Below are 21,766 nucleotides of genomic sequence, written 5' to 3' on the forward strand. Positions count from 1 at the left end.
TACACCGGGACCCGGGACGGGTTTCAACCAAAGGCAGGCCCGCCGCATCACAAGGACCATGCTGACCGTCGTGACCGAAATTCTGACCGATGCCCCTGCCGCCAGTGACGACGGCGCCGACGAACGTGGCCTGGTGGCCGCGGCCGCGCGTGGCGAAGTGCGGGCCTTCGAGTCCCTGTATCGGCGCCATGCCGGTCGCGTCCACGGTGTCATCGCCCGCCTGGTCGGAAACCAGGGGGCGCGGGCCGAGGACCTGACGCAGGAAGCCTTCGTCCGGGCCTGGCAGGCGTTGCCGGCGTTCCGCTTCGAGTCGGCGTTCTCGACCTGGCTGCATCGCCTGGCCGTCAACACCGCCCTGATGGAGATGCGCAGTCGCCGCAGCCGGCCGCAGGACGATGGCGATTCCGACGAGGAGGTCTTCGACCTGCTCGGCAGTACCGACTCGGCCGGTCACACGACCGCGCTGACGATGGACCTGGAGCGTGCGGTGGCAACACTCCCGCCCAGGGCCCGTGCCGTCCTCGTGCTGTACGACGTGGAAGGATGGAAGCACGAAGAGATCGCCGCCGAACTGGGCATGGCGGTCGGCAGTTCGAAAGCGCAATTGCACCGCGCGCGTGGCTTGTTGCGCGAGCGGCTAGGAGGACACGCATGAACACCAACGACAACACCCCCAACACCCGCGGCCCCGAAGACGAGCTGCCCGAGGCCCTGCGCTGGCAGCTGCGCGCGATGCGTCGCGATGCGCAGCCTGGCAACGACCTGTGGCCCGGCATCGCCGCTCGCCTGCAGGCGCAGCGACCGGTGGCGAAGGCGCGTCCGCGCTGGCTGGCTCCGGTGTCGATGGCGGCCACTCTGGCGCTGGCGATCGGCATGGTCGGACTGTGGCGGAGCGAGGGCGGCGGCAATTCGCCGGTCGTCACGCCGGCCAAGGCCACGCTGGTCCAGCGCGAAGCCGAAGGCATGACGCTGCAGTACCAGGCGGCCCTGCGTGTCGTCGACTCCGGCCAGGCGCCGATGGAACTCCAGCCGGTGTTCGAAGACCTGGACCGCAACGCCGGACTGATCCTTCAGGCGCTGGCACGCAACCCCGATTCGCGCCTGCTGCTCGAGCAGCTGCGCCGTACCTACGCACGCCGACTGGCACTTGCACAGCGGCTGGCTTATGCCTGATTCGTATCGCAACAAAGAACCGATGAACCCGAATCTGACCTTGCCTGTCTTGTCCTGCCCTGATCTCCGGAGAAACTCCATGACCCGCGCCAAACTCCAATGTCTCGCATTCGGCCTGGCCGTGCTGGCGGCGAACTCCGCCCTGGCAGCCACCCCGATCAATGAGACCCGGCCGCTGGATCCGCGAGGAACGGTGGAGGTCGAAAACATCAAGGGTCGCGTCGATGTGCGCACCTGGGACCGGCCCGAGGTCAAGATCGAGGGCAGCCTCGGCCAGGGCGTCGAGAAGCTCGAGATCGAGGGCGACGGCGAGCACCTGGCGGTGCGCGTGAAGTACCCCAATCGCAGCGGCATGGGCATGTTCGGCGGCGGCGACAAGAGCGAGCCGACCGACCTGCGCCTGACGGTGCCGGTGCGCGCCGACCTCGATATCGACGTGGTCTCGGCCGACGTCACCGTCGAAGGCATCGCTTCGCGCGAACTGTCGATCGACAGCGTCAGCGGTGAAGTCACCGTCGCCGGTGCGCCGACCGAAGCCAGCGTCGACACCGTCAGTGGCGACCTGATGCTGACCCTCAACAGCAACCGCGTGCGTGCCGAATCGGTCAGTGGCGACCTCACGCTGCGCGGTCGCATGAACGGCGAGGTCGACGTCGAAACGGTGTCCGGCCGGATCGATGTGGCGGTGCTGCAGAACCGCCTGCAGCGACTGTCGGGTTCGTCGGTGTCGGGCGACATCCGCGTCTCGACCGGCCTGGCCAACAACGGCCGCATCACGATCGACACGGTCAGTGGCGACCTGGAACTGGTGATGCCGCGCGACCTGTCGGCCAATGTCCGTGGCGAGAGTTTCAGCGGCGACCTGACCGCCCCGGGCGCCCAGGTGATCCGTCCCAAGCACGGCCCGGGTGCGAGCTTCGAACACCGCTACGGCAGTGGCGACGGCGACATCAGCCTCGAAACGTTCTCGGGCGATGCCACGCTGCAGCTCGACTGATCAAGCTGGCGAAAGTCGAAACGAAAAAGGCCCGGCATTGCCGGGCCTTTTCCTTCATGGAAGCACGACCGCCGTCAGGCGTCCTTCATCCCGAACCAGCAGTTGAAGGCCACGGTGATGCGTTCGTCTTTGCCGTAGAACGGCATCACCTCGTGCTGCAGCCACGACGGGAACAGCACCAGCTGGCCCGGCTGGAAACGCACGTTCCAGGTGCCATGGTGGTACGGCTCGCGCAGGCGTGCATTGCCCGGATCCAGGAACAGGTTGCTGTAGTGGTGCGGATTATGGAAACGCAGCACGCCCGACTCCGGGCGATCGTCGGGCGTCTGGCCCGGGTCGACGCAGTACACGCCCGACCATGACGCCATCGGATGCGTGTGCAGGATCGTGAAACCGCCGTTGCGGGTCACATGGAACCAGGTGTGCGAGAAGATCTGCAGGCGCTGCATTTCCTGCGCGCTGTAGCCGTTGAGTTCGGCGATGGTGCGGCCGAGCGTGGCCCAGCAGAACTGGCGCAGCTGCTGGACGCAGGCCTCGGGCCAGGCGAACAGGTTGAAATCGCTCTCGAATACGCCCTGCTGCTGCTTCAGCGACGGATTCGGATTGGCATAGCGAGCCCCTTCGCCTTCCCGCGACAGCAGCAAGGTCTTGAGCTGGGCGTTGATCGCCTCGGCATCTGGCAGCGTGTCCTGGGCAAAGGGGACGGCGAAAAGCGGATTGAGCTGGTAGGGCATCGCTTGCAGTTCGCTGCGGGATGGACGCGGCAAGTGTAGCGCGGGGCCTGGCGGGGGCGGGCGTACCCCTCCCGCGTCCGGAAAGAACTACGGCCCCTCGCGGGGCCGTAGTGGTGGTAGGACGCAACCGGTCCCGTCAGAACTTCTGCGAATAGCGCATGTAGAAGAACTGACCCGGGATCTCGTACTGCGGATCGAACGAGTTGGCGAACGCCGTGAACGCGATCGGCGGGTTCTTGTCGAAGATGTTGTTGACGCCGAGCGTGACCTTGGCGTTCCACGGCGCGTTCCAGTAGACGCTCACGTCGTGGTAGGTGGTGGCACCGACGTGGTGCTCGTTGGCAGCCACCTGGGTGATCGAATCGCCGCCGGCCTCGCCGTCCCAGACGCCGTTGCCATTGGTGTCGGTGGGCACGCCGACGAATCGGTCGGTCGTGGTGCACAGCCAGCCATAGCCGTAGTCCTCGAACGTCTGGCAGGGTTCGGTCTGGTCCGAGAAGTAACGCACGTTCCAGGTCGCGCCCCAGTCGCCATGCTCCCAGCGCGTGGCCAGGTTGGAGCGGATGCGCCAGTAGTTGAGCAGGTTCGGGCCGTCGTACTCGCCGACCAAGTTGCCGCCTTCGTTGAACTCCATCGCCGCACCGATTGCCGGCGTGCGCAGGATGTCCTCGCCATAGCGGCCGTCACCGTCGGAGTCGTTGAGGAATTCCGACAGGTAGGTCGTATCCCAGGTGAAGCTGATCTTGCCCCAGGAGTATTCCGGCAGCCGGTAGCTGACAGTCATGTCGTAGCCTTCGACCTTGGTGCCGCCGATGTTGGTGGTGGTGTTGAGCAGCGACAGGATTTCACCGTCGGAGCGGCGGCTGTAGAGGTCGCAGGTCGGGCCCGCACCGCCCGAATCGATACACTGCTGGATGATCTGCGCGCCACCGATGGTGGTGATGGCGTCCTCGATCTTAATCTTCCACCAGTCAAGCGAGACGTCCAGGCCCTCGACGTAGCTGGGGCTGTACACCAGGCCGACCGTGGTCGACTCGGCCTTCTCGGGCAGCAGGTTGGGGTTGCCGCCGACGGTGATGCGGATCTGCGTGTTGCTCTGCGCATAGCCGCCGGGCGCCACGCCCTCGGCGATGCATCGTGCCTGCGCCGGGGCGGTCTGGTTGCCGAAGTTGGCCTGGTTGCACGGATCGCTCAACTGCGGGAACGAGTCGGCCTGGCCGGCGAACAGTTCGGCGATGGACGGTGCGCGGAAGCCTTCCGACCAGTTGCCGCGGATCATCAGGTCCTCGATCGGCTTCCAGCGGAAACCGAACTTGCTGTTGAGCGTGTCACCGAAGTTGCTGTAGTCCGAGTAGCGCGTGGCCACGCTGAAGTCCAGCAGTTTGGCGCCGGGAACGTCCGCCAGCACGGGAATCGCCAGCTCCAGGTACGCCTCGTCGACGTCGTAACCGCCGTTGGTCGCGGTGCGTGCGTTGCCGGTGGTATTGCCGGAATTGATCAGCGCGTCCGGGGAGTCGTAGCCGTCCTCGGTGCGGTGTTCAAGGCCGACGGAGAATCCGAGCGGACCACCGGGCAGGTCGAACAGATCACCGCCAATGTTGGCGTAGTAGGTCTTCTGCGTGTAGCTGTACTCGTCGTGCGCGGTGAACGTCGAGTAGTCGAGCATGTCCTGCGTAACCGAACCCCGACCGCCGAGCAGGTTCAGGGGAACGCAACCGGCAACGGTCGTGCTCAGGTCCCCCGGCGTGCCGACGCAGACAGGATTGCCGGTCGCGTCGAGCATCGATGGGCCGAGTGCGGCGCCGAGCGAGATGACGTTGAACAAGCCCAGGGTGGTGTTGTTGGCCTTGTTGCGTCCGTAGAAGTAGCCGGCTTCCCAGTCGTAGTACTTGTCGGAGAAGGTCAGCGTGCCTTCGAAGCCGGCGTTCATCGCGAACGTGCGCACGTCCTGGCTGAACCGACGGCCGCCGGTTTCCACCACGCGCCGCTGCACCCAGTCGATGTCCGTGCCGAACGGGTTGTACAGGCTGTCGGCGCTGATGACGACGTTGCCGGCGTTGGTGCCTTCAACCGGCACGCCGAGCGTGACCGGCATGGCCGCCAGCAGCTGCTCGGACTGGCGCTCGTTGTAGGTGATGGTGGTCTTGAAGCGGATGTCGTCGGTGATTTCAACCGAGGCGTTGCCGAACACCGAGCGGCGTTCCTGCGGCGTGATCAGGTAGTTGTCCGGCGCGAAATTGTAGATGTCGTCGCTGGTGAAATTACGCCAGGCCAGCGGATCGCCCGAGCCGGGGGCGTAGGTGAAGCTGCCGGTGGTGCCGTTGGGACGGCAGCGTGAGGGCGCGCCACTGGCGGTGAAGCAGTCGCCGAAGTTGACGCTGAAGTTGCCATCGGGCGTGGTGGAGCTGCCGCCCAGTGCCGCGCCCGTGGTGTAGATGGGCTCCTTGGAAATGTAGCGGTCACCGGCCATGACCGGGTCTTCCTTGACATAACCAAAGCCGAGCATCGCCGCGAAGCGGTCGGAGGTGGTGCCGATCGTGAAGTCGTACGACTGGCGCATGCCGTCGCCCTTGTCGAACATGCCAAGGTAGGCATTGGCCTCGGCGCCTTCGAAGTTCTGGCGCAGGATCACGTTGACGACGCCAGCGATGGCGTCGGAGCCGTAGATCGCCGAAGCACCGTCTTTCAGCACCTCGATGCGCTCCACTGCCGCAGTCGGGATGGAGTTCAGGTCGACCTGGCCACCCAGGCCGGTGCCACTGGCGCCGCCGACCCAGCGACGGCCGTTGACCAGCACCAGGGTGCGGTTGGCACCGAGGTTGCGCAGGCTCACGCCGGTGTCGCCGTTGCCGCCGTTGTTGAAGGTGGTGTTGAGTGTCGAGCCGTTGGCCGTGATGTTCTGGATCACGTCGCCGACCGAGGTCAGGCCCTGTGCGGCGATGTCATCGCGACTGAGCGAGAAGATCGGCTGCGAGGTCTCGATGTCGGCGCGCTTGATGCGCGAACCGGTTACTTCGATGCGGTCAAGGGTGGTGGCTTCCTGGCCTTCGGGTTCCTGCGCTTGTACTGCACTCGTTGCAGCAAGGGTCGTGGTGCCCAATGCGAGCGAAACGCTGATGGCGTCCCGGAGCTTTGTTGTGTGCAAGGTCATCGCTCTCTCCAAAGTCGGTCTCAGGTGGGGAACCCGCCGGGTGGAGCACAAACCAACGCCAAGTCCGGCAAGGTCGGGGCCGATGGTATGCCCGTCTCGCCAATACTTAAAGTGTTGTTAATCTTCATTATTCTGAATGCGGATTGTCCCGTTTGTGGAACAACCGCGACCCGCTGTACAGGGCCCCAAGCCATGGCGCGCGTTAAGAATTCCGGTGTTGCGCGCGAGCCTCCTCACAAAAAACTACGGCCCCTTTCGGAGCCGTAGAGGTATTTCTTCAGACAAACGTCCGATCAGAACTTCTGCGAGTAGCGCATGTAGAAGAACTGGCCCGGCAGCTCGTACTGCGGGTCGAACGTGTTGGCGAACGCGTTGAGCACGATCGGCGGGTTCTTGTCGAAGATGTTGTTGACACCCAACGTGACCTTCGCGTTCCACGGTGCGTTCCAGTAGACGCTTGCATCGTGGTACGTGGTGGCGCCGATGTGGTGCTCAGCTCCGCGACGCGTCTCGATCGTATCGCCACCGGCGGTACCGTCCCACACGCCGTTGCTGTTGGTGTCGCTCGGGATACCAACAACGCGGTCGGCGTCGGTGCACAGGTAGCCGAAACCGTAGTCTTCGAAGGCGGCATCGCAGGGTTCGTCCTGCGCCGAGTAGAAGCGCACGTTCCAGGTCGCGCCCCAGTCGGCCTTGTCCCAACGAGCGGTCAGGTTGGAGCGGATGCGCCACCTGTTGTCGTTCTCGAAGTACTCGCCGACCTGGTTGCCGTTCTCGTCGGAATTCAGCGGCTGGCCAATGGCCGGGGCCTGCTGGATGTCCTCGCCGAAGATGCCGTCACCGTCGATGTCATCTTCCTGGTTTGCCAGGTAGGTGGTGTCCCAGGTGAAGCTGAAGTTGCCCCACTCGGTTTCCGGCAGACGGTAACCGACGGTCAGGTCGTAGCCTTCCACCTTGGTGCCACCGATGTTGGTGGTGGTGTTGAGCAGGGTGTTGATGTCGCCGGCCGCGTTGCGGGTGTACAGCGAGCAGGTCGGACCGGTGCCGCCGGAGTCAAGGCACTGCTGGATGATGTTCTGGCCGCCGATCGTGGTGATCGCGTCGGTCAGCTTGATCTTCCACCAGTCCAGCGAGACGTCGAGGCCTTCAACGTAGCTCGGGCTGTAGACGAAGCCGAAGGTGTACGACTCGGACTTCTCAGGCAGCAGGTCCGGGTTGCCGCCGACGGTGATGCGGATCTGCGCGCTGTCCTGGCGGTAACCACCGGCCGGAACGCCTTCGGCACGGCACTGTGCCTGGGCGATCGTGGTCTGGTTGCCGAACTGGGACGAGTTGCAGGGGTCGGTCAGGGTCGGGAACGAGTCAGCCTGGCCAGCGAACAGCTCGGCGATCGACGGAGCGCGGAAGCCCTCCGACCAGTTGCCGCGGACCATCAGGTCTTCGATCGGCTTCCAGCGGAAACCGAACTTGCTGTTGAGCGTGTCACCGAAGTTGCTGTAGTCCGAGTAGCGCGTGGCCAGCGAGAAGTCGAGCAGCTTGGCGAACGGCACATCCGACAGCACCGGCACGGCCAGTTCGAGGTAAGCCTCGTCCAGGCTGTAACCACCGGCGGTGGCGGTACGGGCGTTGCCCGTGGTGTTGCCCGAGTTGATCAGTGCGTCCGGCGAGTCGTAGCCCTCTTCGGTGCGGTGTTCCAGACCGAACGAGAAGCCCAGCGGGCCACCCGGCAGGTCGATCACTTCGCCGGAGATGTTGGCGTAGTACGACGTCTGGGTGTAGCTGTACTCGTCGTGTGCGGTGAAGCTCACGAAGTCCAGCATGTCCGGGGTCACGCCACCGACGCCGCCGAGGAAGTTCAGCGGGACGCAGCCAGCGATCGGCAGGGCGGCGGTGCCGCAGCGAGCGGTGCCGGTTGCGTCACGGAACGACGGGCCGAGGGCCTGGCCGAGCGCGATCAGGTTGAACAGGCCGAAGGTGGTGTTGTTGGCCTTGTTCTGGCCACGGAAGTAACCGGCTTCCCAGTCGTAGTACTTCTCGCTGAAGTTCAGCGTGCCTTCGAAGCCGGCCGTCATCGCGAACGTGCGGACGTCCTGGTTGAACGAACGGCCACCGGTTTCGGTGACGCGACGGTTGATGCGCGAGACGTCTGCGCCGTCGTTCGGATCGGCCGTGGCCGATCCGCCGTACGGGTTGTAGATGCTGTTGCGGCTGATGAAGACGTTCTGGGCGAGCGGGGTGGCGCCCGGGGCCAGGCCCAGGACGACCGGCATCGCCGCGAGCAGCTGCTCGGAGACGCGCTCGTTGTAGGTCATCGTGGTCTTGAAGCGGACGTCGTCGGTGATGTCGACCGAGGCGTTACCGAAGACCGAGCGACGCTCCTGCGGGGTCAGCAGGTAGTTTTCCGGAGCGAAGTTGTAGGCATCGACGCCCGGGACGTACGGACGGGCCGGGGTGCCAGCGCCATCGTAGGTCCAGGTGCCAGCGCCGCCGTTGAAGTTGGTCTGGCCGCCGGTGCACACGTGCGTCGACGGGTTGTAGCCGCCCGGGCACAGCGCGAAGCGACCGTTCGGGCTGGTGCCGCTGCCGAAGAAGTTGCCGGTGGTGTAGGTCGGCTCCTTCGAGATGTAGCGGTCGCCGGCCATGACCGGCTCTTCCTTCACGTAACCATAGCCGAGCATCGCCGAGAAGCGATCGCCGGAGGTGCCGATGATGAAGTCGTAGGCCTGACGCGTACCGTCGCCCTTGTCGAACTGGCCGATGTAGGCGTTGGCTTCAGCGCCCTCGAAGTTCTGGCGCAGGATGACGTTGACGACGCCGGCGATGGCGTCCGAACCGTAGATGGTCGAAGCGCCGTCCTTCAGGATCTCGATGCGCTCGACGGCAGCGGTCGGGATCGTGTTGAGGTCGACCGAGCCGCCCAGGCCGGTGCCGCCCACCCAACGACGACCGTTGACCAGCACCAGGGTGCGGTCCGAGCCGAGGTTGCGCAGGTTGACGCGGGTTTCGCCGTTGCCGCCGTTGTTGAAGGTGCTGTTGAGCGTGGAACCGTTGGCGGTGATGTTCTGGATCACGTCGCCGACCGAGGTCAGGCCCTGCGCTGTGATGTCGTCGCGGCTCAGCGAGAAGATCGGCTGCGAGGTTTCGATATCGGCGCGCTTGATGCGCGAACCCGTCACCTCGATGCGATCAAGGGTGGTGGTCTGTTTCTCGCCTTCCTGGGCGTTAGCCGCGCCGATACCGGCGACAGCAGTGGTGCCCACGAGTGCGAAGGTAATCGCATCGCGGAGCTGGGTGGTCTTCAGGGTCATCTCTCTCTCCAAACAGTCGGTACTTCCCAATGGGTGGGCCTGGCCGGTGGAGTCAAGAAAGACGCCAAATTCGGCAAGACTTAACCCGATCGTAACCCCACGCTTAGAAAAGTGAAAGTAGCGTTAACCGCTGGTTACCGGGGCGTGAGGCCCTGAATAGGGGGTCGAGCCCTGATCGCTCGCTACGGGGGGCGGTCCGGTCAGGTCGGGGGGGCTGGCCCGGGACTGGGGTTGCCCCGGCCCTGCGCTGTTCATCCACCGACCGCGCAAAAGACTGCGGCCCCGTGAGGGGCCGCAGTGGTACCGCATGTTGCGATGGATCAGATCAGAAGCGCTGCTGGTACTTCATGTAGATGAAGCGACCGATGTCGAACTGGCCCTGGTAGGACACGTTCGCGCTCGGCTGGCTGTACACCACCGGGCCAACGTGATCGAACACGTTGTTGGCGCCCAGGGCGACAGTCGCATTCCACGGAGCCTGCCAGCGGAACTCGAGGTCGTGGAAGGTGTTGGAACCCAGTTCGTTGATCGCGCGGGCCTGTGCCGGGCTCGGATTGCCGAAGCGGAAATCCGGGTTCGAGCACTCTTCCGGGAACAGCGTGAACGACAAGCAGGTTTCCTTCTGGCCCGAGTAGTAGCGAGCGCCCCAGGTGATGCCCCAGGCACCCATGTCCCAACCCAGGCTGGCGTTGGAGCGGATGCGGAAGGTACCGGTGAAGCCAGGCGAGGTGGCGTAACCGACCAGCTGCTGCGGCGGGGTCGCCGGGTTGGTGTCGGTCTTGATCTCGTCGTTGACGGTGTAGGTCGTCTGCCAGGACAGGTTGAAGTTACCGAAGCTGTCGGTCGGCAGGCGGTAGCCCAGGTCCAGATCGTAGCCTTCAGCTTCACGGTAGCCGGCGTTGATGCCGGTGAAGGTGAGGCTGTTGACGAAACCGCGCGTCGCGTCACGCGTGAAGGCAACGCAGCGGGTCGGATCGTTCTGGATGTAGCAGTCGTTGAGCATCTGCGTCGGCGAGTCGGCAACGATCGTGTCGTCGATGCGGATCTTCCACCAGTCCAGGCTGACGTTCAGGCCCTGCACGAACTCCGGGCTCCACACCACGCCGAGGGTCTTCGACTCCGAGGTTTCCGGGATCAGCTGATCGTTGGAACCGGAGAAGAACGGCACCGGCGTCTGCGAGTTGCCCGAACCTGCCACCGCGAAGCCCTGCTGCAGCTGGCGGTAGGTGTTGGCATTGACGATGTCGCGGGCGCAGTTGGCGCGGACGGCCGGGTTGGTGGCCGAGGCACCGAAGCTGGTGTCGCAAGGATCGGTGAAGAACGAGAAGGTCTGCGAACCGCCGCCGAACAGGTCGTTGATCGTCGGTGCGCGGAAACCTTCAGCGTAGGTGCCGCGGAACAGCAGCGAGTCGATCGGCTTCCACTTGAAACCGAACTTGCTGTTGACCGTGTCGCCGAAGGTGTCGTAGTCCGAGTAACGGCTGGCGATGCTGAAGCTCAGCTCCTTGGCCATGGTGATGTCGGCCAGCACCGGGATGAACAACTCGGCATAGACTTCGTCGACCGTGTAGCCGCCCTGCGTCGGGCCGCCGGCGAGCGTGGTGGAGTTGCCGGTCACCGCCTGCGCGTCGGGGATGAAGCGACCCTTTTCCTTGCGGTTTTCGTAACCCACCGCCACGCCCAGATCGCCGCCCGGCAGGGTGGCAACCGAACCGCTGAGGTTGGCGCTATACACCGTGGTTTCGGTTTCGCCGCTGGAGTTCAGGCGCTGGAACAGCCAGTCCTGCAGCGGCTGGTTGCCGGTGAGGCCACCGTCGCCGACGCGGCCGAACGGGATGAACGGGTTCCATGCGACGCAACCCGGAATGACGTTGCGCTCGTTGACCGCCGTGGTGGCCGGATTGTCCGGCGTGCCGCAAACAACCTGTCCATTGGTATCGACGAACGAAGCGCCGGTCGCCTGCCTGGCGCGATCGACGTTGAGGTTGCCGTAGTTTTCCTGGTGGACGGTGTTGTTGTTGTAGAGGTAGTTGACGTCCCAGTCGAAGATGCGCTCACCGACGTCGAAGCTGCCTTCCAGCGCGGTGGAGAAACGCCACGTGTTGGACGACGGGCTGTCGACGCGCGGCACTTCCCAGGTACGACGCCAGAAGGTCACGTCCTGCGGGCTTGCGTAGCCGTGCTTGTTGCCGACCGGGTTGTAGTAGCTGTCGCGCGACATCGTGAAGCCGCCCGGGATCGGGCCGGCAGAGCCGCTCTGGAACGGATAGCCGGCGACCTGGCGATCGGCGTCGCGATCGGTGTACAGCATGTCGGCGCGGAAACGCACGAACTCGTTGAAGTCGAACAGACCATTGACGAACAGCGAGCGGCTTTCCAGCGGCGTGCGCAGGTGCGTCTGCTGGTTGGTGTTGCTCTTGTCGACGGTCGAGCCGGCGGTGTCGGCAGCGGTGGCACCGGTGTTGGTGTTCAGCGCGTGGTAGTTGGCGATGTTGCGCCAGTCGGCACCCTGGTTGAGGACGCGGTTGCCGCCCTGTGCGGTCGGCAGGTTGATCACGCCCCACTGACTGACCGTGGTCCAGTTGCGGGTCGGGTGGCGATCGCTCTGCGGATACGCGCTGTACGGACGATCCTTGGCGAAGACTTCCTCTTCCTTGCGGTATTCCACGGCGGCGGTCAGCGAACCGCGGTCACCGGTGAAGCCCATGATGAAGTCGGCGCGGGTGGTCTCACCGTCGCCTTCGCTGTACTGGCCGTAGTAGGCGTTGGCGGTGGCGCCTTCGAAGTTCGAGCGGGTGATGATGTTCACCACGCCGGCGATGGCGTCGGAGCCGTAGATCGACGAGGCGCCGTCCTTCAGCACTTCGATGCGCTCGACCGCAACGGTCGGGATCAGCGAAACGTCCTGCAGGCCGCTGGTGCTGATGCCCAGGCGCTTGCCGTTGACCAGGATCAGGGTGCGGGCCGCACCGAGGTTGCGCATGCTGATGAACTGGCCGCCGACGTTCTCGCCTGCGGTCAGCGGAGCTGCGCGGCTGATTGCCGGTGCGCCCACTGCCGAGATGTTCTGCAGGATGTCGGCAACCGACTGGAAGCCCTGCTTTTCGATGTCGGCGCGGGTGATGGTGAGGACCGGTGCCTCGGTCTCGATGTCGACCTGGCGGATGCGCGAGCCGGTGACTTCGATGCGATCAAGGGTGGTGGTCTGCTCGGTGGTGCTTTCCTGCGCCATCGCAACGCCGGTGCCGGCCGCTGCGGTGGTGCCCACTGCGAGCGCGAATACGATCGCGTCGCGGAGCGGGGTGGTCTTGGGATTCATCGCTCTCTCTCCATTCAAGCTGGTCGGTGTTTCCGATAGGACTGGGCCGATGACGTCAAGAACGACACCAAAAACGGCAAAGTCAACCCGGATCCTAACCGCGCCTTAAGGAAAGTAAAAGTGTCGTTAAGGATGAGTTTGATCTGCGTGAAGATACGCGCCGGTATGTTCGCGGCGCGGGCACGGACAACGACACGCATGGCAGACAGTGACGCAGGTCGCGGAAACGACCTGATCAGGCGTATGTGAGATTACGTGGGACGAAATCCGTGGCCGCGTAGCAGCGGCCCGACGGCAGGTCAGAGATCCTGCTCGTAGCGGACGTAAGGCACGGTGCCTTCGTCCTTTTCGTCGTTGCCAGGGGCGAACGGGTTCTTGCCGCGGGTGACGACGTTCTCTGCGCCCACCGTGAGCTGGCCGCTCCAGGGGGTGCGCCAGGTCAGGCCGACGCCGAGCCCTTCCCACTGACCCGGTTCGCCCGGGATGTCGACCACGCGGCCGACGATATTCGCGCTGAAGTTGCCCAGGCCCGCACCGATGGTGACGCTCTTGCTGCTCCAGCGGTCGGCAAGCGCCGGCACTTCGCCGGCCGGGATCAGTCGCGCCCGCGCCCAGGTACCACCGATGGACACGGTCGCCTCGCGGCCGATGTTCTTCTGGCCGTAGACGGTCAGCGTGTTCTGGTCGACCTTGCTGGCCTTGTTGTTCGGGCTCAGCCATGCCGGCATGGCATCGCGGCCGCTGCCCAGCGCCAGGCCGACCTTGCCGCCGGGGCGGGCGAGGCTGGCACCGACCGTGGCATTGCGGCTGCCGGAAAACCCGCCATCGTCGTCGAGGGTGGCGAGCATGCAGTGGTTGGCGAGGTTGCCGATCGCGCCGGCAAGGCCGGTCTGGCGGTCGCAGACCAGTCCCAGCGTGTCGCCGGCTTCCAGCCCGAATGCGGCGCCGAGCGTATTGCTGCCGACCTGCCAGCGGGCGCCGGCGATCGGCGTACTGGCCGGTTCGAGCTGCAGCAGGTATTCGAGCTTGCCGCTGGTCTGGTTCCAGACCGGGAGATAGGTCGTATCGCTGGTCCCGCGCTTGGTCGTGCCCTGTGCATGAACGCCCGCAGCCACGCCCAGGGCGAGCAGCAAGGTCATCGGCAGTCGAAGCAGGCGCGTGTACATGGTCTGGTTACGACCGGGTAAACCCGGTGGAGTTCCCCTCTCCTTTGGACCGCGACTATAGACCGTTTATGTTTATTTAACAATTTCAGATGAAACTGAGACCGGCTACTGGAGCCGCTCCGGGGCTGCCAGTTCAGCGGCTGCCACGGAGAACAAGCTAGCGATTTCCTGTTTATCGAAACGGTAACTGTGTCCGCAAAACTCGCAACGGATACTGGCCTCGCCGCCGGCCGCGTCCGCGGCGGCCTCGGCTTCGTCGGGACCCAGCGACACGAGCATCGCCTCGACCCGCTCGCGTGAACATGAACAGGCAAACCGCAACGGCTTGCGGGCCAGCAACTGCACCCCGTCCTCGTGGAACAAACGGGTCAGGAGATCGTCGGCGCTCCAGTCCAGGAGCTCGCGCGGGCTGAGGGTGTCGAAGAGGGCGCAGGCGCGTGCCCAGCCGTCATCATCGCCATCATCCCCCGGAAGCTTCTGCAGCATCAGTCCCGCGGCATGCCGTTCGTCGGTTGCCAGCAGCAGCCTGGTCGGCAACTGCTCGGACTGGCGGAAGTAGCCCTCGAAGGCGCCTGCCAGGGAGTCCGACTCGAGCGCGACCAGGCCCTGGTAGCGGGTGGGGTCGCGGCCGTCGACGGAGGGGTTTTCGATGGTGATGGCCAGTACCGCATCGGGGCCCAGCTGGGTCAGGTCCCGTGAAACCTCGCCGTCGTCGGCGAGCTGGGCGATACCGCGCAGCGTGCCGGCGGCGGTGCATTCGGCGAACAGCGTGCGCAGCGCGCCATCACCGCGCAGTTGCACCGACAGGCGACCATCGACCTTGGCGTGGCCGGTGAAGAGGGCGGCGGCGGCGGCGGCCTCGCCGAGCAGTTCGGCGGCGGCGAGGGGATACTCGGCGCGCTCGCGGATCTGGTGCCAGGTGTCCTGCAGGTGTACGCGTACACCGCGCACGCCGGCGCCTTCGATCAGGAATCGGGTCAGCTGGTCTCGGTCGTCGCCGGCGGGGCTGGGTTGCGTGCTGCTGGCTGAGGTCATCATCGTGCTCGTGCGGCCGGCGCGTGGCATTGGCGGATAATGCACGCGACCGTGTGAAGGGTGACGAGAGAAGATGGGGATGGAGATCGCGCAGTGCAAGGCATGACCGGGACCGACGAGGCCGTCGCAAATACCGCCCAACCCGTGGCCGTTCCGGCCCGCCGCCGTCGTCGCTGGCTGCGCTGGCTGTTGGCCTTGCCGCTGTTGTTGCTGGTCGCCAGCGTCGCGCAGGTGGCGGCACTGCGTTTCGTCGACCCGGCCTTCAGTGCCTTCATGCTGTCGCGGCAGTTGGAGGCCTGGGGCGAGGGCGAGTGGTCGTTCCGCATTGCCTACGACTGGCGCGATCTGGACGAGATATCGCCCAACCTGCCGCTCGCGCTGGTGGCCTCGGAAGACCAGAACTTCGCCGAGCATTTCGGCTTCGACATGAAGGCGATAGAGAAGGCGCGCAAGAACAACGCGCGCGGCCGCAAGGTACGCGGTGGCAGCACGATCAGCCAGCAGACCGCCAAGAACCTGTTCCTGTGGAGCGGACGCAGTTACGTGCGCAAGGGCATCGAGGCCTGGTACACGCTGCTGATCGAGGCGCTGTGGCCCAAGCACCGCATCATCGAGGTCTACGCCAACATCGCCGAGTTCGGTGACGGCGTGTATGGGGCGCAGGCGGCGGCTCGGACCTATTTCCGCAAGGATGCCAGCCAGCTGGCGCCGTCCGAGGCAGCGCGCATGGCGGCAGTGCTGCCGAGTCCTCGGCGCTACAGCGTGGTCAAGCCGGGACCGTACGTGCAGCGACGTTCGCAGGCGATCCAGCGGCAGATGCGCTACATCGGCGGCACCGAGTATCTGAAGCGGCTCGAGTAGGGTTGCTGTCGTCTTCGGTGGGGCGTCGTCTGCCGGGCCGCGGATTGCCCCGCCCCGCGCGGGCATGACGGGTCAATGCGGGGGTGACGGGCTACTATTCGCGGCATGAGCGAACGCCTGACCATCGTCATTGCCGCCTTCAACGAGGCCGACAACCTGCCGCTGCTGCACCCGCGCATTACCGCGGTGCTTGATCCGTTGTCGCACGACCTCGAGGCGCAGGTGCTGTACGTCGACGATGGCAGCAGCGACGACACCTGGCGGGTGATGCAGCAGCTCGCAGCCGCCGACCGGCGCGTCGCCGTGCTGCGCCTGTCGCGCAACTTCGGCAAGGAGCTGGCGCTCACGGCAGGACTGGACCGGGTCGAGGAGGGTGGGGCGCTGATCCTAGACGCCGACGGCCAGGATCCGCCGGAACTGATTCCGCAGTTCGTGGCCAAATGGCGCGAAGGCTATGACGACGTCCACGGCACGCGCCTGGAGCGCGAAGGTGAAGGCTGGGTCAAGCGCAGCACCGCCCACGCCTTCTATCGCGTGATCGGTCGCCTGTCGCGCACGCCCATCCCCGCCGACACCGGCGACTTCCGCCTGCTCTCGCCGCGGTCATTGTCGGCATTGCGCCAGCTGCGAGAGCGCCACCGTTTCATGAAGGGATTGTTCGGCTGGGTCGGCTTCAACAGCGTCGCCATCCCGTATCACCGTGCGCCGCGGGCGGCCGGGCACAGCAAGTTCAACTTCTGGCGGTTGTGGAACCTGGCGCTGGAAGGGATCACCAGTTTCTCGACCGCGCCGCTGCGGCTGGCCACCTACCTGGGGCTGCTGACCGCGCTGACTGCATTCGTCTACGGCGCCGCGGTCATCCTGAAGGCCCTGTTCTGGGGCGACCCGGTGGCCGGCTGGCCGACGATGATGTCGGTGATCCTGTTCCTGGGCGGGGTCCAGCTGATTGCCCTGGGCGTGATCGGCGAATACCTGGGCCGCCTCTACGACGAATCCAAGCAGCGGCCGCTGTATCTCGTCGACACCTGGCAGCCGGCGGCAGGAGTATCCTCGGGGCAAGCCCCGCTTGCGGAAGGAGACGGCCATGCGCACCGTACGACAACTGCTAGAAGCCAAAGCGCCTGAGATCTTCGCGATCGGCCCGGACGCGCCGGTGATCGAAGCGATCCGCTTGATGGCCGAGAAGCGGATCGGTGCGGTGCTGGTGATCGAAGGCGGGCACCTGGTAGGCATCCTTTCCGAGCGCGACTACGCACGCAAGATCGTCCTGCAAGGGCGCTCATCGGCCGACACGCCGGTGCGCACGATCATGACCAGCCAGGTGCTCACGGTCTCGCTGACCGACACCGCCGAGCATTGCATGCAGATGGTCACCGACCGCCGCATCCGCCACCTGCCGGTGCTGCACAACGGCGAGGTGCTGGGCGTGGTCTCGATCGGCGACCTGGTCAAGGCCGTGATCGAGGACCAGCAGATCGAACTCGACCAGCTGCAACGCTACATAGCGAGTTGACCCACGCCAGCTGAGCGCACTCGTGCGAGCGCGTCACTTCGCGTAGCGCCCGCCGCAACCGGAGTCTTCGCCAGGCCCCGTTTCCAGCGTCGCCAGCAGTGCCGCCGGCGGCGTGATCGTGGCCAGGGTCAACGCGATCGCGCCGCGCAGGCCCACCTTGACCAGGTCCGGGTGCACCTTCGGTTGCCGGAAGCTGCCGTCGACCTTCAATGGCGTGCGGAACGCGAGCAGGCTGCGATCCTTCGGCCGCGGGCGGATGGTCAGGTCGAGCTGCTCCTTGCCCAGGTCGATCGTGCCGGAGCCAAGCAGGATGGTGTCGGTGGTGTCGAAGGCGAACGAGCGCGCGGTCATGACGCCATCGTCGACGGCGAAATCGGCGAAGCCGCAACGCACCGGGATCAGGCGATCGCCGGACAGCTTGAACTTGATCATCTCGGCCAGGTCGATGCCGGCCATCTCCATCAGCAGGTTGCTGATCTTGCCGCGGCCCATGCCGAGCAGCACCGTGCCGTCGCTGCTGCCGAGCATGCGCGCGACCGAATTGCCGGTGCCGGCAATGTTGATCTTGCCGCCGATCTTGCCGATGGCGTTCTGCGCCAGCTTCACCTCCGGCAGCAGCTTGGCCAGGCTCAGACCCGCGGCATCGATGTCGGCGCGGGTGGTGATGGTGTTGGTGCGCGCGTCCATGCGAATGTTGGAACGGATGTCGCCGTCGGCCACGCCGAAGTTGAGCGGCTGCATGCGCAGCAGCCCGCCTTCCAGGAACAGGTGCGCGTCCATGTCGTCCAGCGGCAGGCGCGGTGCGTTGATGTGCGATGCGCGCAGGCGCACGTCGGCGTCCATCGCGCGCAGCTTGTCGAGCTCGTAGGGCTTGTCGGGAATCAGGCGCGTGCTGGCCTCGCGAGCCGCGGCCTTGGCCTGCTGCTCGGGATTGGCCGTCTCGCCACGTCCAGCCTGCGGCGAGCCGCCGACGAAGCCGGCGAGGTCATCGAAGTCCAGGCGCTTCGAGCGCAGGTCACCGCGCAGGTAAGGGCGCTTGCCTCCGGTCTCGACACTGGCATCGCCACGCATGTCGCTGTCGCCGATGCGGCCGGTGAAGTTTCGGTAATGCCAGATGTTGGCCTCGCGGCTGAACTGGCCGTCGAGCGAATACGGTGGGGTCTGCGGGATGGCCAGGCCGAGCAGCGGGTAGAGGTCGGCCATGTCGCGGCCCGACAAGGCCATGCGCAGGTTGAAGCCGCGCAGGCGCAACGGATCGAGCAGGGTGCCGCGGGCATGGGCATGGGTGGCGCCGGCGGAGGCGCGCACGTCGATGCGGTACGGCGCGTCGCGATCGCGCAGCAGCAACGGCGAAGCGGCGTTGCCGCGCAGGCGGAATTCACTGCCGCGCCACTGTCCGCCGCCGACGACGGCGACGGGTGCGGACGACGTGGCATTGTCCGGTAACGCGTAACTGCTGACGCCAATGCGGATGTCGGTGCGCTTGGGCTGGTCGAGGAAGCGCAGTTGCCCCTGGTCGATGTTGACCCTGCGGAACTGCATGTCGGTCTCGCCCGGTTCGCCGAACACCCAGTTGGCGGGTCCGCCCTTGGGGTTGGTTTCCAGCAGTACGCGTGGACGTTCGAGTGTGATCTGCGGCAGCAACACCTGGCCGCGCAACAGCGGCCACCCGGCGATGCTCATCTGCGCGCGATGCGCATCGGCCATGACTGGCTGTCGTGACCACGCTGCATTGCCGAAGCTCACCGACTCGGCGCTGATGCGCGGAGTCCAACGACCTTCGCGATGGAACAGGTCGACATCGAGGTTGCCGCGGATATGGAATTCGCGCCCGGTGCGGGCCTGCACCTGGCGTTCGATCGGGCCGCGGAACCAGTTCCAGTCCCAGATCGCGATAAGCACCACGATGGCCAGGACCAGCAGCGCTAGCGCCGTCCACAGCGGATGGCGTAGCGGCCAGGGTCGCGCGACATCGGCGCGGGCCGCGTCGTTGCGATCGGGCGTTGGGGGCACGCAGTTCGCTCCGGCATGGACTCATCCCACCTTCGACGGGGGCTGGTCAAGCGGGGGTGAATGCCCTGTGAGTCGGGCCGTGAGCAGTTCAGCCAGGCATCATCTGGCCGGGCGAGACGACCTGCGCCATCACGGCGACGTAATGGCAGACGCTGCCGGCGACCACGAACAGGTGCCAGATTGCGTGCGAATAGGGCAACGACGGCCGGTGATAGAACACGGTGCCCAGCGTGTAGAACAGGCCGCCGGCGAACAGCCAGCCGATGGTCCAGCCGTCCAGCGCGCCCAGCAGCGGCTCGATCGCGACGACCACCAGCCAGCCCATGGCGATGTAGATGCCGGTCGACAGCAGCTTGAACCGGCCCGTGTAGAACAGCTTGAACACCACGCCGGCCAGCGCCAGCACCCAGATCGCGGCGAACAGGCTCCAGCCCCACGGACCGCGCAGGCCGATCAGCGTGAACGGCGTGTAGGTACCGGCGATCAGCAGGTAGATCGCGCAGTGGTCGAACACCTTCAGTCGCGCCTTGGCGACCGGATGCTGGATAGCGTGATAGAGCGTCGAAGCCAGATAGAGCAGCAGCAGGCTGATGCCGAAGACGATCGCGCCGGCGAGCTGCCAGCCGTCGCCGAACAGCGCGGCCAGGGTGATGAGCACCGCGCCACCGGCAAGCGCGGCGGTAGCGCCGAGCCCATGGGTCAGCGCGCTGTAGAACTCTTCGCGCAGCGAATTGCCGCCACGCGTGGCGGGAGCGGAGCCGTCTTCGACGGAGCGTGCAGTGGGCATGGCCCCAGCATCCTAGCGCAGGTTGGAGCAAATGCTCGGGAGCCGGCGAGCGCGGCGTGACCGGGTACGCAATCGGCGATCCCCGGCCGCGGCCACGCGGGTCGTGGTTGCCACTATCATGCGGCAACGCCCGGACCGTCCCGCATGATCATCTCCCACCAGCACCGCTTCGTATTCGCCGCGATCCCCAAGACCGGTACCCATTCGGTCCGCCAGGCCCTGCGCGAGCACATGAGCGAGGAGGACCTGGAGCAGGTCGGCCTGTTCGTGAACAAGCGCTTCCCGTTCGAGGAGCTGGCGGCGATCAAGCACGGCCACATCACGCTCGAGCAGATCCGGCCGTTCCTTGGCGAGGAAGCGTTCGCGAGCTATTTCAAGTTCGCCTTCGTGCGTAATCCGTTCGACCGTTTCGTTTCCTACTGCGCGTTCATGACGCGTGCCGACGGCGCCTTCCTGAAGAATCCGCAGCAGGTCATGCGCTACATCCTGTTCCAGGCGCGTCCCGACCAGCACATCCTGTTCCAGCCGCAGCACACGTTCGTGACCGGCGCGGACGGCAAGCTGCTCGCCGACGAAATCGGTCGCGTCGAGGAGATGCAGGCTTCGTACGACGCCATCTGCGAGCGCATCGGCATACCTTCGGCGCAGTTGGGCCAGGTCAACAGCTCGCGCCGCGGCAGCTACCGGGATTACTATGACCAGGCGCTGATCGACGGCGTCGCCGAGTATTACCGGCGTGACCTGGAACTGTTCGGATACGGGTTCTGACCATGCAGCCGCATGCCGTTTCTCCGTCGGATGTGCAACCCAACCCGCGCAAGACGACGTCGGTGCGCGCGCTGGGCCAGGTCGACATCGCCCGCCTGCGCGAAGCGGTGCTGGCCATTCCCGATGCATTGTGGGATGCCGAGAACGCCGACAAGCCCAACCGCTTCGAAGCGCTCGATCGCACCCGCCACATCGTGTTTCGCTTCGTCAGCGATTTCCAGGACTGGCGCAAGTCCTACGACCGGCCACTGTGGGCGCAATGGCGCGAGCTGCTGGAGCCGGTGATGGCGCAGGCGGTGGCGCCGTATGGCTACGCCCGTGCCGAATTCCCGAGGGTGATGCTGGCGCGGATGGCGCCGGGCGGGGTGATCAAGCCGCACCGCGATGCCAATCCGGCGGCGAAGTGGCCGCACAAGATCCATGTGCCGTTGTTGACCAGCGAGCAGGTGACGTTCTTCATCGATGGCGTGGGCTACCACTTCGCCGAAGGCGAGGCGGTCGAGGTCAGCAACATGGCCGTGCATGCGGTCGAGAACAATGGTGCCAGTGACCGCATCCATCTGATCTTCGAGTACTTCGATCTGGATCAGCCGGCACCGGACTGGGTGGGGAAGCTGCCGGCGCGGAAGTAAGGCGCGGTATTCGTCACCGTCGCGCCGGAATGCCGGGATCCTGGCCCGTACTATCTCAGTACTGTCACCGTCATCCGGCGAACGCCGGGACCCAGGCCCGCAGTCCATCAGCAATGTCACGTCATCCCGGCGAATGCCGGGATCCATTTTGACTTTGCCTTTGCTCTTGGCCTTAGCCGAAGCAACATCAACAGCTTCCGCCACTAAAGCGGCGGGTCACTTCTTCTTTGCGGGCCCAAAGAAGAAGTAACCAAGAAGAAACGGCCTCCCTGACAACCCAGTCCTACGACCGGAGTGCTCGAGGGGATT

Annotated in this window: 16 protein-coding genes; 8 read left to right on the forward strand and 8 right to left on the reverse strand. The window is 65.4% G+C overall.

Translation table 11 applies throughout. The features are described from left to right. Nucleotides 1-58 precede the first annotated feature (58 nt). The 3 genes from AC3A3Q_RS13395 (at nt 59) to AC3A3Q_RS13405 (ending at nt 2,170) form a co-directional block, all read left to right on the forward strand. Nucleotides 59-655 carry an RNA polymerase sigma factor gene (locus AC3A3Q_RS13395; protein ID WP_158733878.1) on the forward strand — a complete coding sequence of 199 codons (597 nt, stop codon included), beginning with the start codon at nt 59-61 and terminating at the stop codon, nt 653-655. After that, on the forward strand, nt 652-1,173 hold the full coding sequence (locus AC3A3Q_RS13400; RefSeq protein ID WP_487586712.1) for a hypothetical protein: 522 nt from the start codon (nt 652-654) through the stop codon (nt 1,171-1,173). Before AC3A3Q_RS13395 ends, AC3A3Q_RS13400 begins: the two co-directional genes overlap by 4 nt. Before the next feature lie 79 nt (nt 1,174-1,252). Further along, the gene (locus AC3A3Q_RS13405; RefSeq protein ID WP_487586713.1) at nt 1,253-2,170 is read left to right on the forward strand and encodes a DUF4097 family beta strand repeat-containing protein; all 918 of its coding nucleotides are present in this window, start codon (nt 1,253-1,255) and stop codon (nt 2,168-2,170) included. A 74-nt stretch (nt 2,171-2,244) separates the two neighbouring features. Here AC3A3Q_RS13405 and AC3A3Q_RS13410 read toward each other — a convergent pair whose 3' ends face one another. The 6 genes from AC3A3Q_RS13410 to hslO form a co-directional block, all read right to left on the reverse strand. After that, nucleotides 2,245-2,904, reverse strand: coding sequence for a TIGR02466 family protein (locus tag AC3A3Q_RS13410; protein ID WP_487586714.1), 660 nt, complete (start codon nt 2,902-2,904; stop codon nt 2,245-2,247). 136 nt (nt 2,905-3,040) lie between these two features. Beyond that, nucleotides 3,041-6,055 (reverse strand): TonB-dependent receptor domain-containing protein, encoded by a 3,015-nt coding sequence (locus tag AC3A3Q_RS13415; RefSeq protein ID WP_487586715.1) that lies wholly within the window; start codon nt 6,053-6,055, stop codon nt 3,041-3,043. A gap of 293 nt (nt 6,056-6,348) precedes the next feature. Next, nucleotides 6,349-9,363, reverse strand: a complete 3,015-nt coding sequence (locus tag AC3A3Q_RS13420) for a TonB-dependent receptor domain-containing protein (RefSeq protein ID WP_487586716.1) — start codon at nt 9,361-9,363, stop codon at nt 6,349-6,351. Nucleotides 9,364-9,688: 325 nt separating this feature from the next. Then, on the reverse strand, nt 9,689-12,682 hold the full coding sequence (locus AC3A3Q_RS13425; RefSeq protein ID WP_487586717.1) for a TonB-dependent receptor domain-containing protein: 2,994 nt from the start codon (nt 12,680-12,682) through the stop codon (nt 9,689-9,691). Nucleotides 12,683-12,981: 299 nt separating this feature from the next. Then, complete coding sequence (locus AC3A3Q_RS13430; RefSeq protein WP_487586718.1) at nt 12,982-13,848, reverse strand: XOO1806 family protein; 867 nt, start codon at nt 13,846-13,848, stop codon at nt 12,982-12,984. 105 nt (nt 13,849-13,953) lie between these two features. Beyond that, nucleotides 13,954-14,883, reverse strand: coding sequence for an Hsp33 family molecular chaperone HslO (gene hslO, locus AC3A3Q_RS13435; RefSeq protein ID WP_487586733.1), 930 nt, complete (start codon nt 14,881-14,883; stop codon nt 13,954-13,956). Between the two features lie 102 nt (nt 14,884-14,985). Here hslO and mtgA point away from each other — a divergent pair, with 102 nt between their 5' ends. From mtgA to AC3A3Q_RS13450, 3 genes are all read left to right on the forward strand, one after another. Further along, nucleotides 14,986-15,744, forward strand: a complete 759-nt coding sequence (gene mtgA / locus AC3A3Q_RS13440) for a monofunctional biosynthetic peptidoglycan transglycosylase (protein WP_487586719.1) — start codon at nt 14,986-14,988, stop codon at nt 15,742-15,744. A 105-nt stretch (nt 15,745-15,849) separates the two neighbouring features. Beyond that, entirely contained in the window at nt 15,850-16,869 is a 1,020-nt protein-coding gene (locus AC3A3Q_RS13445) for a glycosyltransferase family 2 protein (protein WP_487586720.1), read from the forward strand. Continuing rightward, complete coding sequence (locus tag AC3A3Q_RS13450; RefSeq protein WP_386702661.1) at nt 16,829-17,257, forward strand: CBS domain-containing protein; 429 nt, start codon at nt 16,829-16,831, stop codon at nt 17,255-17,257. The genes AC3A3Q_RS13445 and AC3A3Q_RS13450 overlap by 41 nt, the downstream gene beginning before the upstream one ends. Before the next feature lie 33 nt (nt 17,258-17,290). Here AC3A3Q_RS13450 and AC3A3Q_RS13455 read toward each other — a convergent pair whose 3' ends face one another. Beyond that, nucleotides 17,291-19,270 (reverse strand): AsmA family protein, encoded by a 1,980-nt coding sequence (locus AC3A3Q_RS13455; RefSeq protein ID WP_487586721.1) that lies wholly within the window; start codon nt 19,268-19,270, stop codon nt 17,291-17,293. Between the two features lie 88 nt (nt 19,271-19,358). Further along, a complete protein-coding gene (trhA, locus tag AC3A3Q_RS13460; protein ID WP_200604238.1) occupies nt 19,359-20,057 on the reverse strand; it encodes a PAQR family membrane homeostasis protein TrhA in 699 nt (232 codons plus the stop codon). 144 nt (nt 20,058-20,201) lie between these two features. On the opposite strand from trhA, the gene AC3A3Q_RS13465 reads away from it, so the two are divergent. Together AC3A3Q_RS13465 and AC3A3Q_RS13470 are read left to right on the forward strand one after the other, a co-directional pair. After that, entirely contained in the window at nt 20,202-20,825 is a 624-nt protein-coding gene (locus AC3A3Q_RS13465) for a sulfotransferase family 2 domain-containing protein (protein WP_487586722.1), read from the forward strand. A 2-nt stretch (nt 20,826-20,827) separates the two neighbouring features. Beyond that, nucleotides 20,828-21,457 (forward strand): aspartyl/asparaginyl beta-hydroxylase domain-containing protein, encoded by a 630-nt coding sequence (locus AC3A3Q_RS13470; protein WP_487586723.1) that lies wholly within the window; start codon nt 20,828-20,830, stop codon nt 21,455-21,457. The last annotated feature ends 309 nt before the right edge of the window (nt 21,458-21,766 follow it).

Source organism: Lysobacter sp. Soil_C_59 (assembly GCF_057656415.1).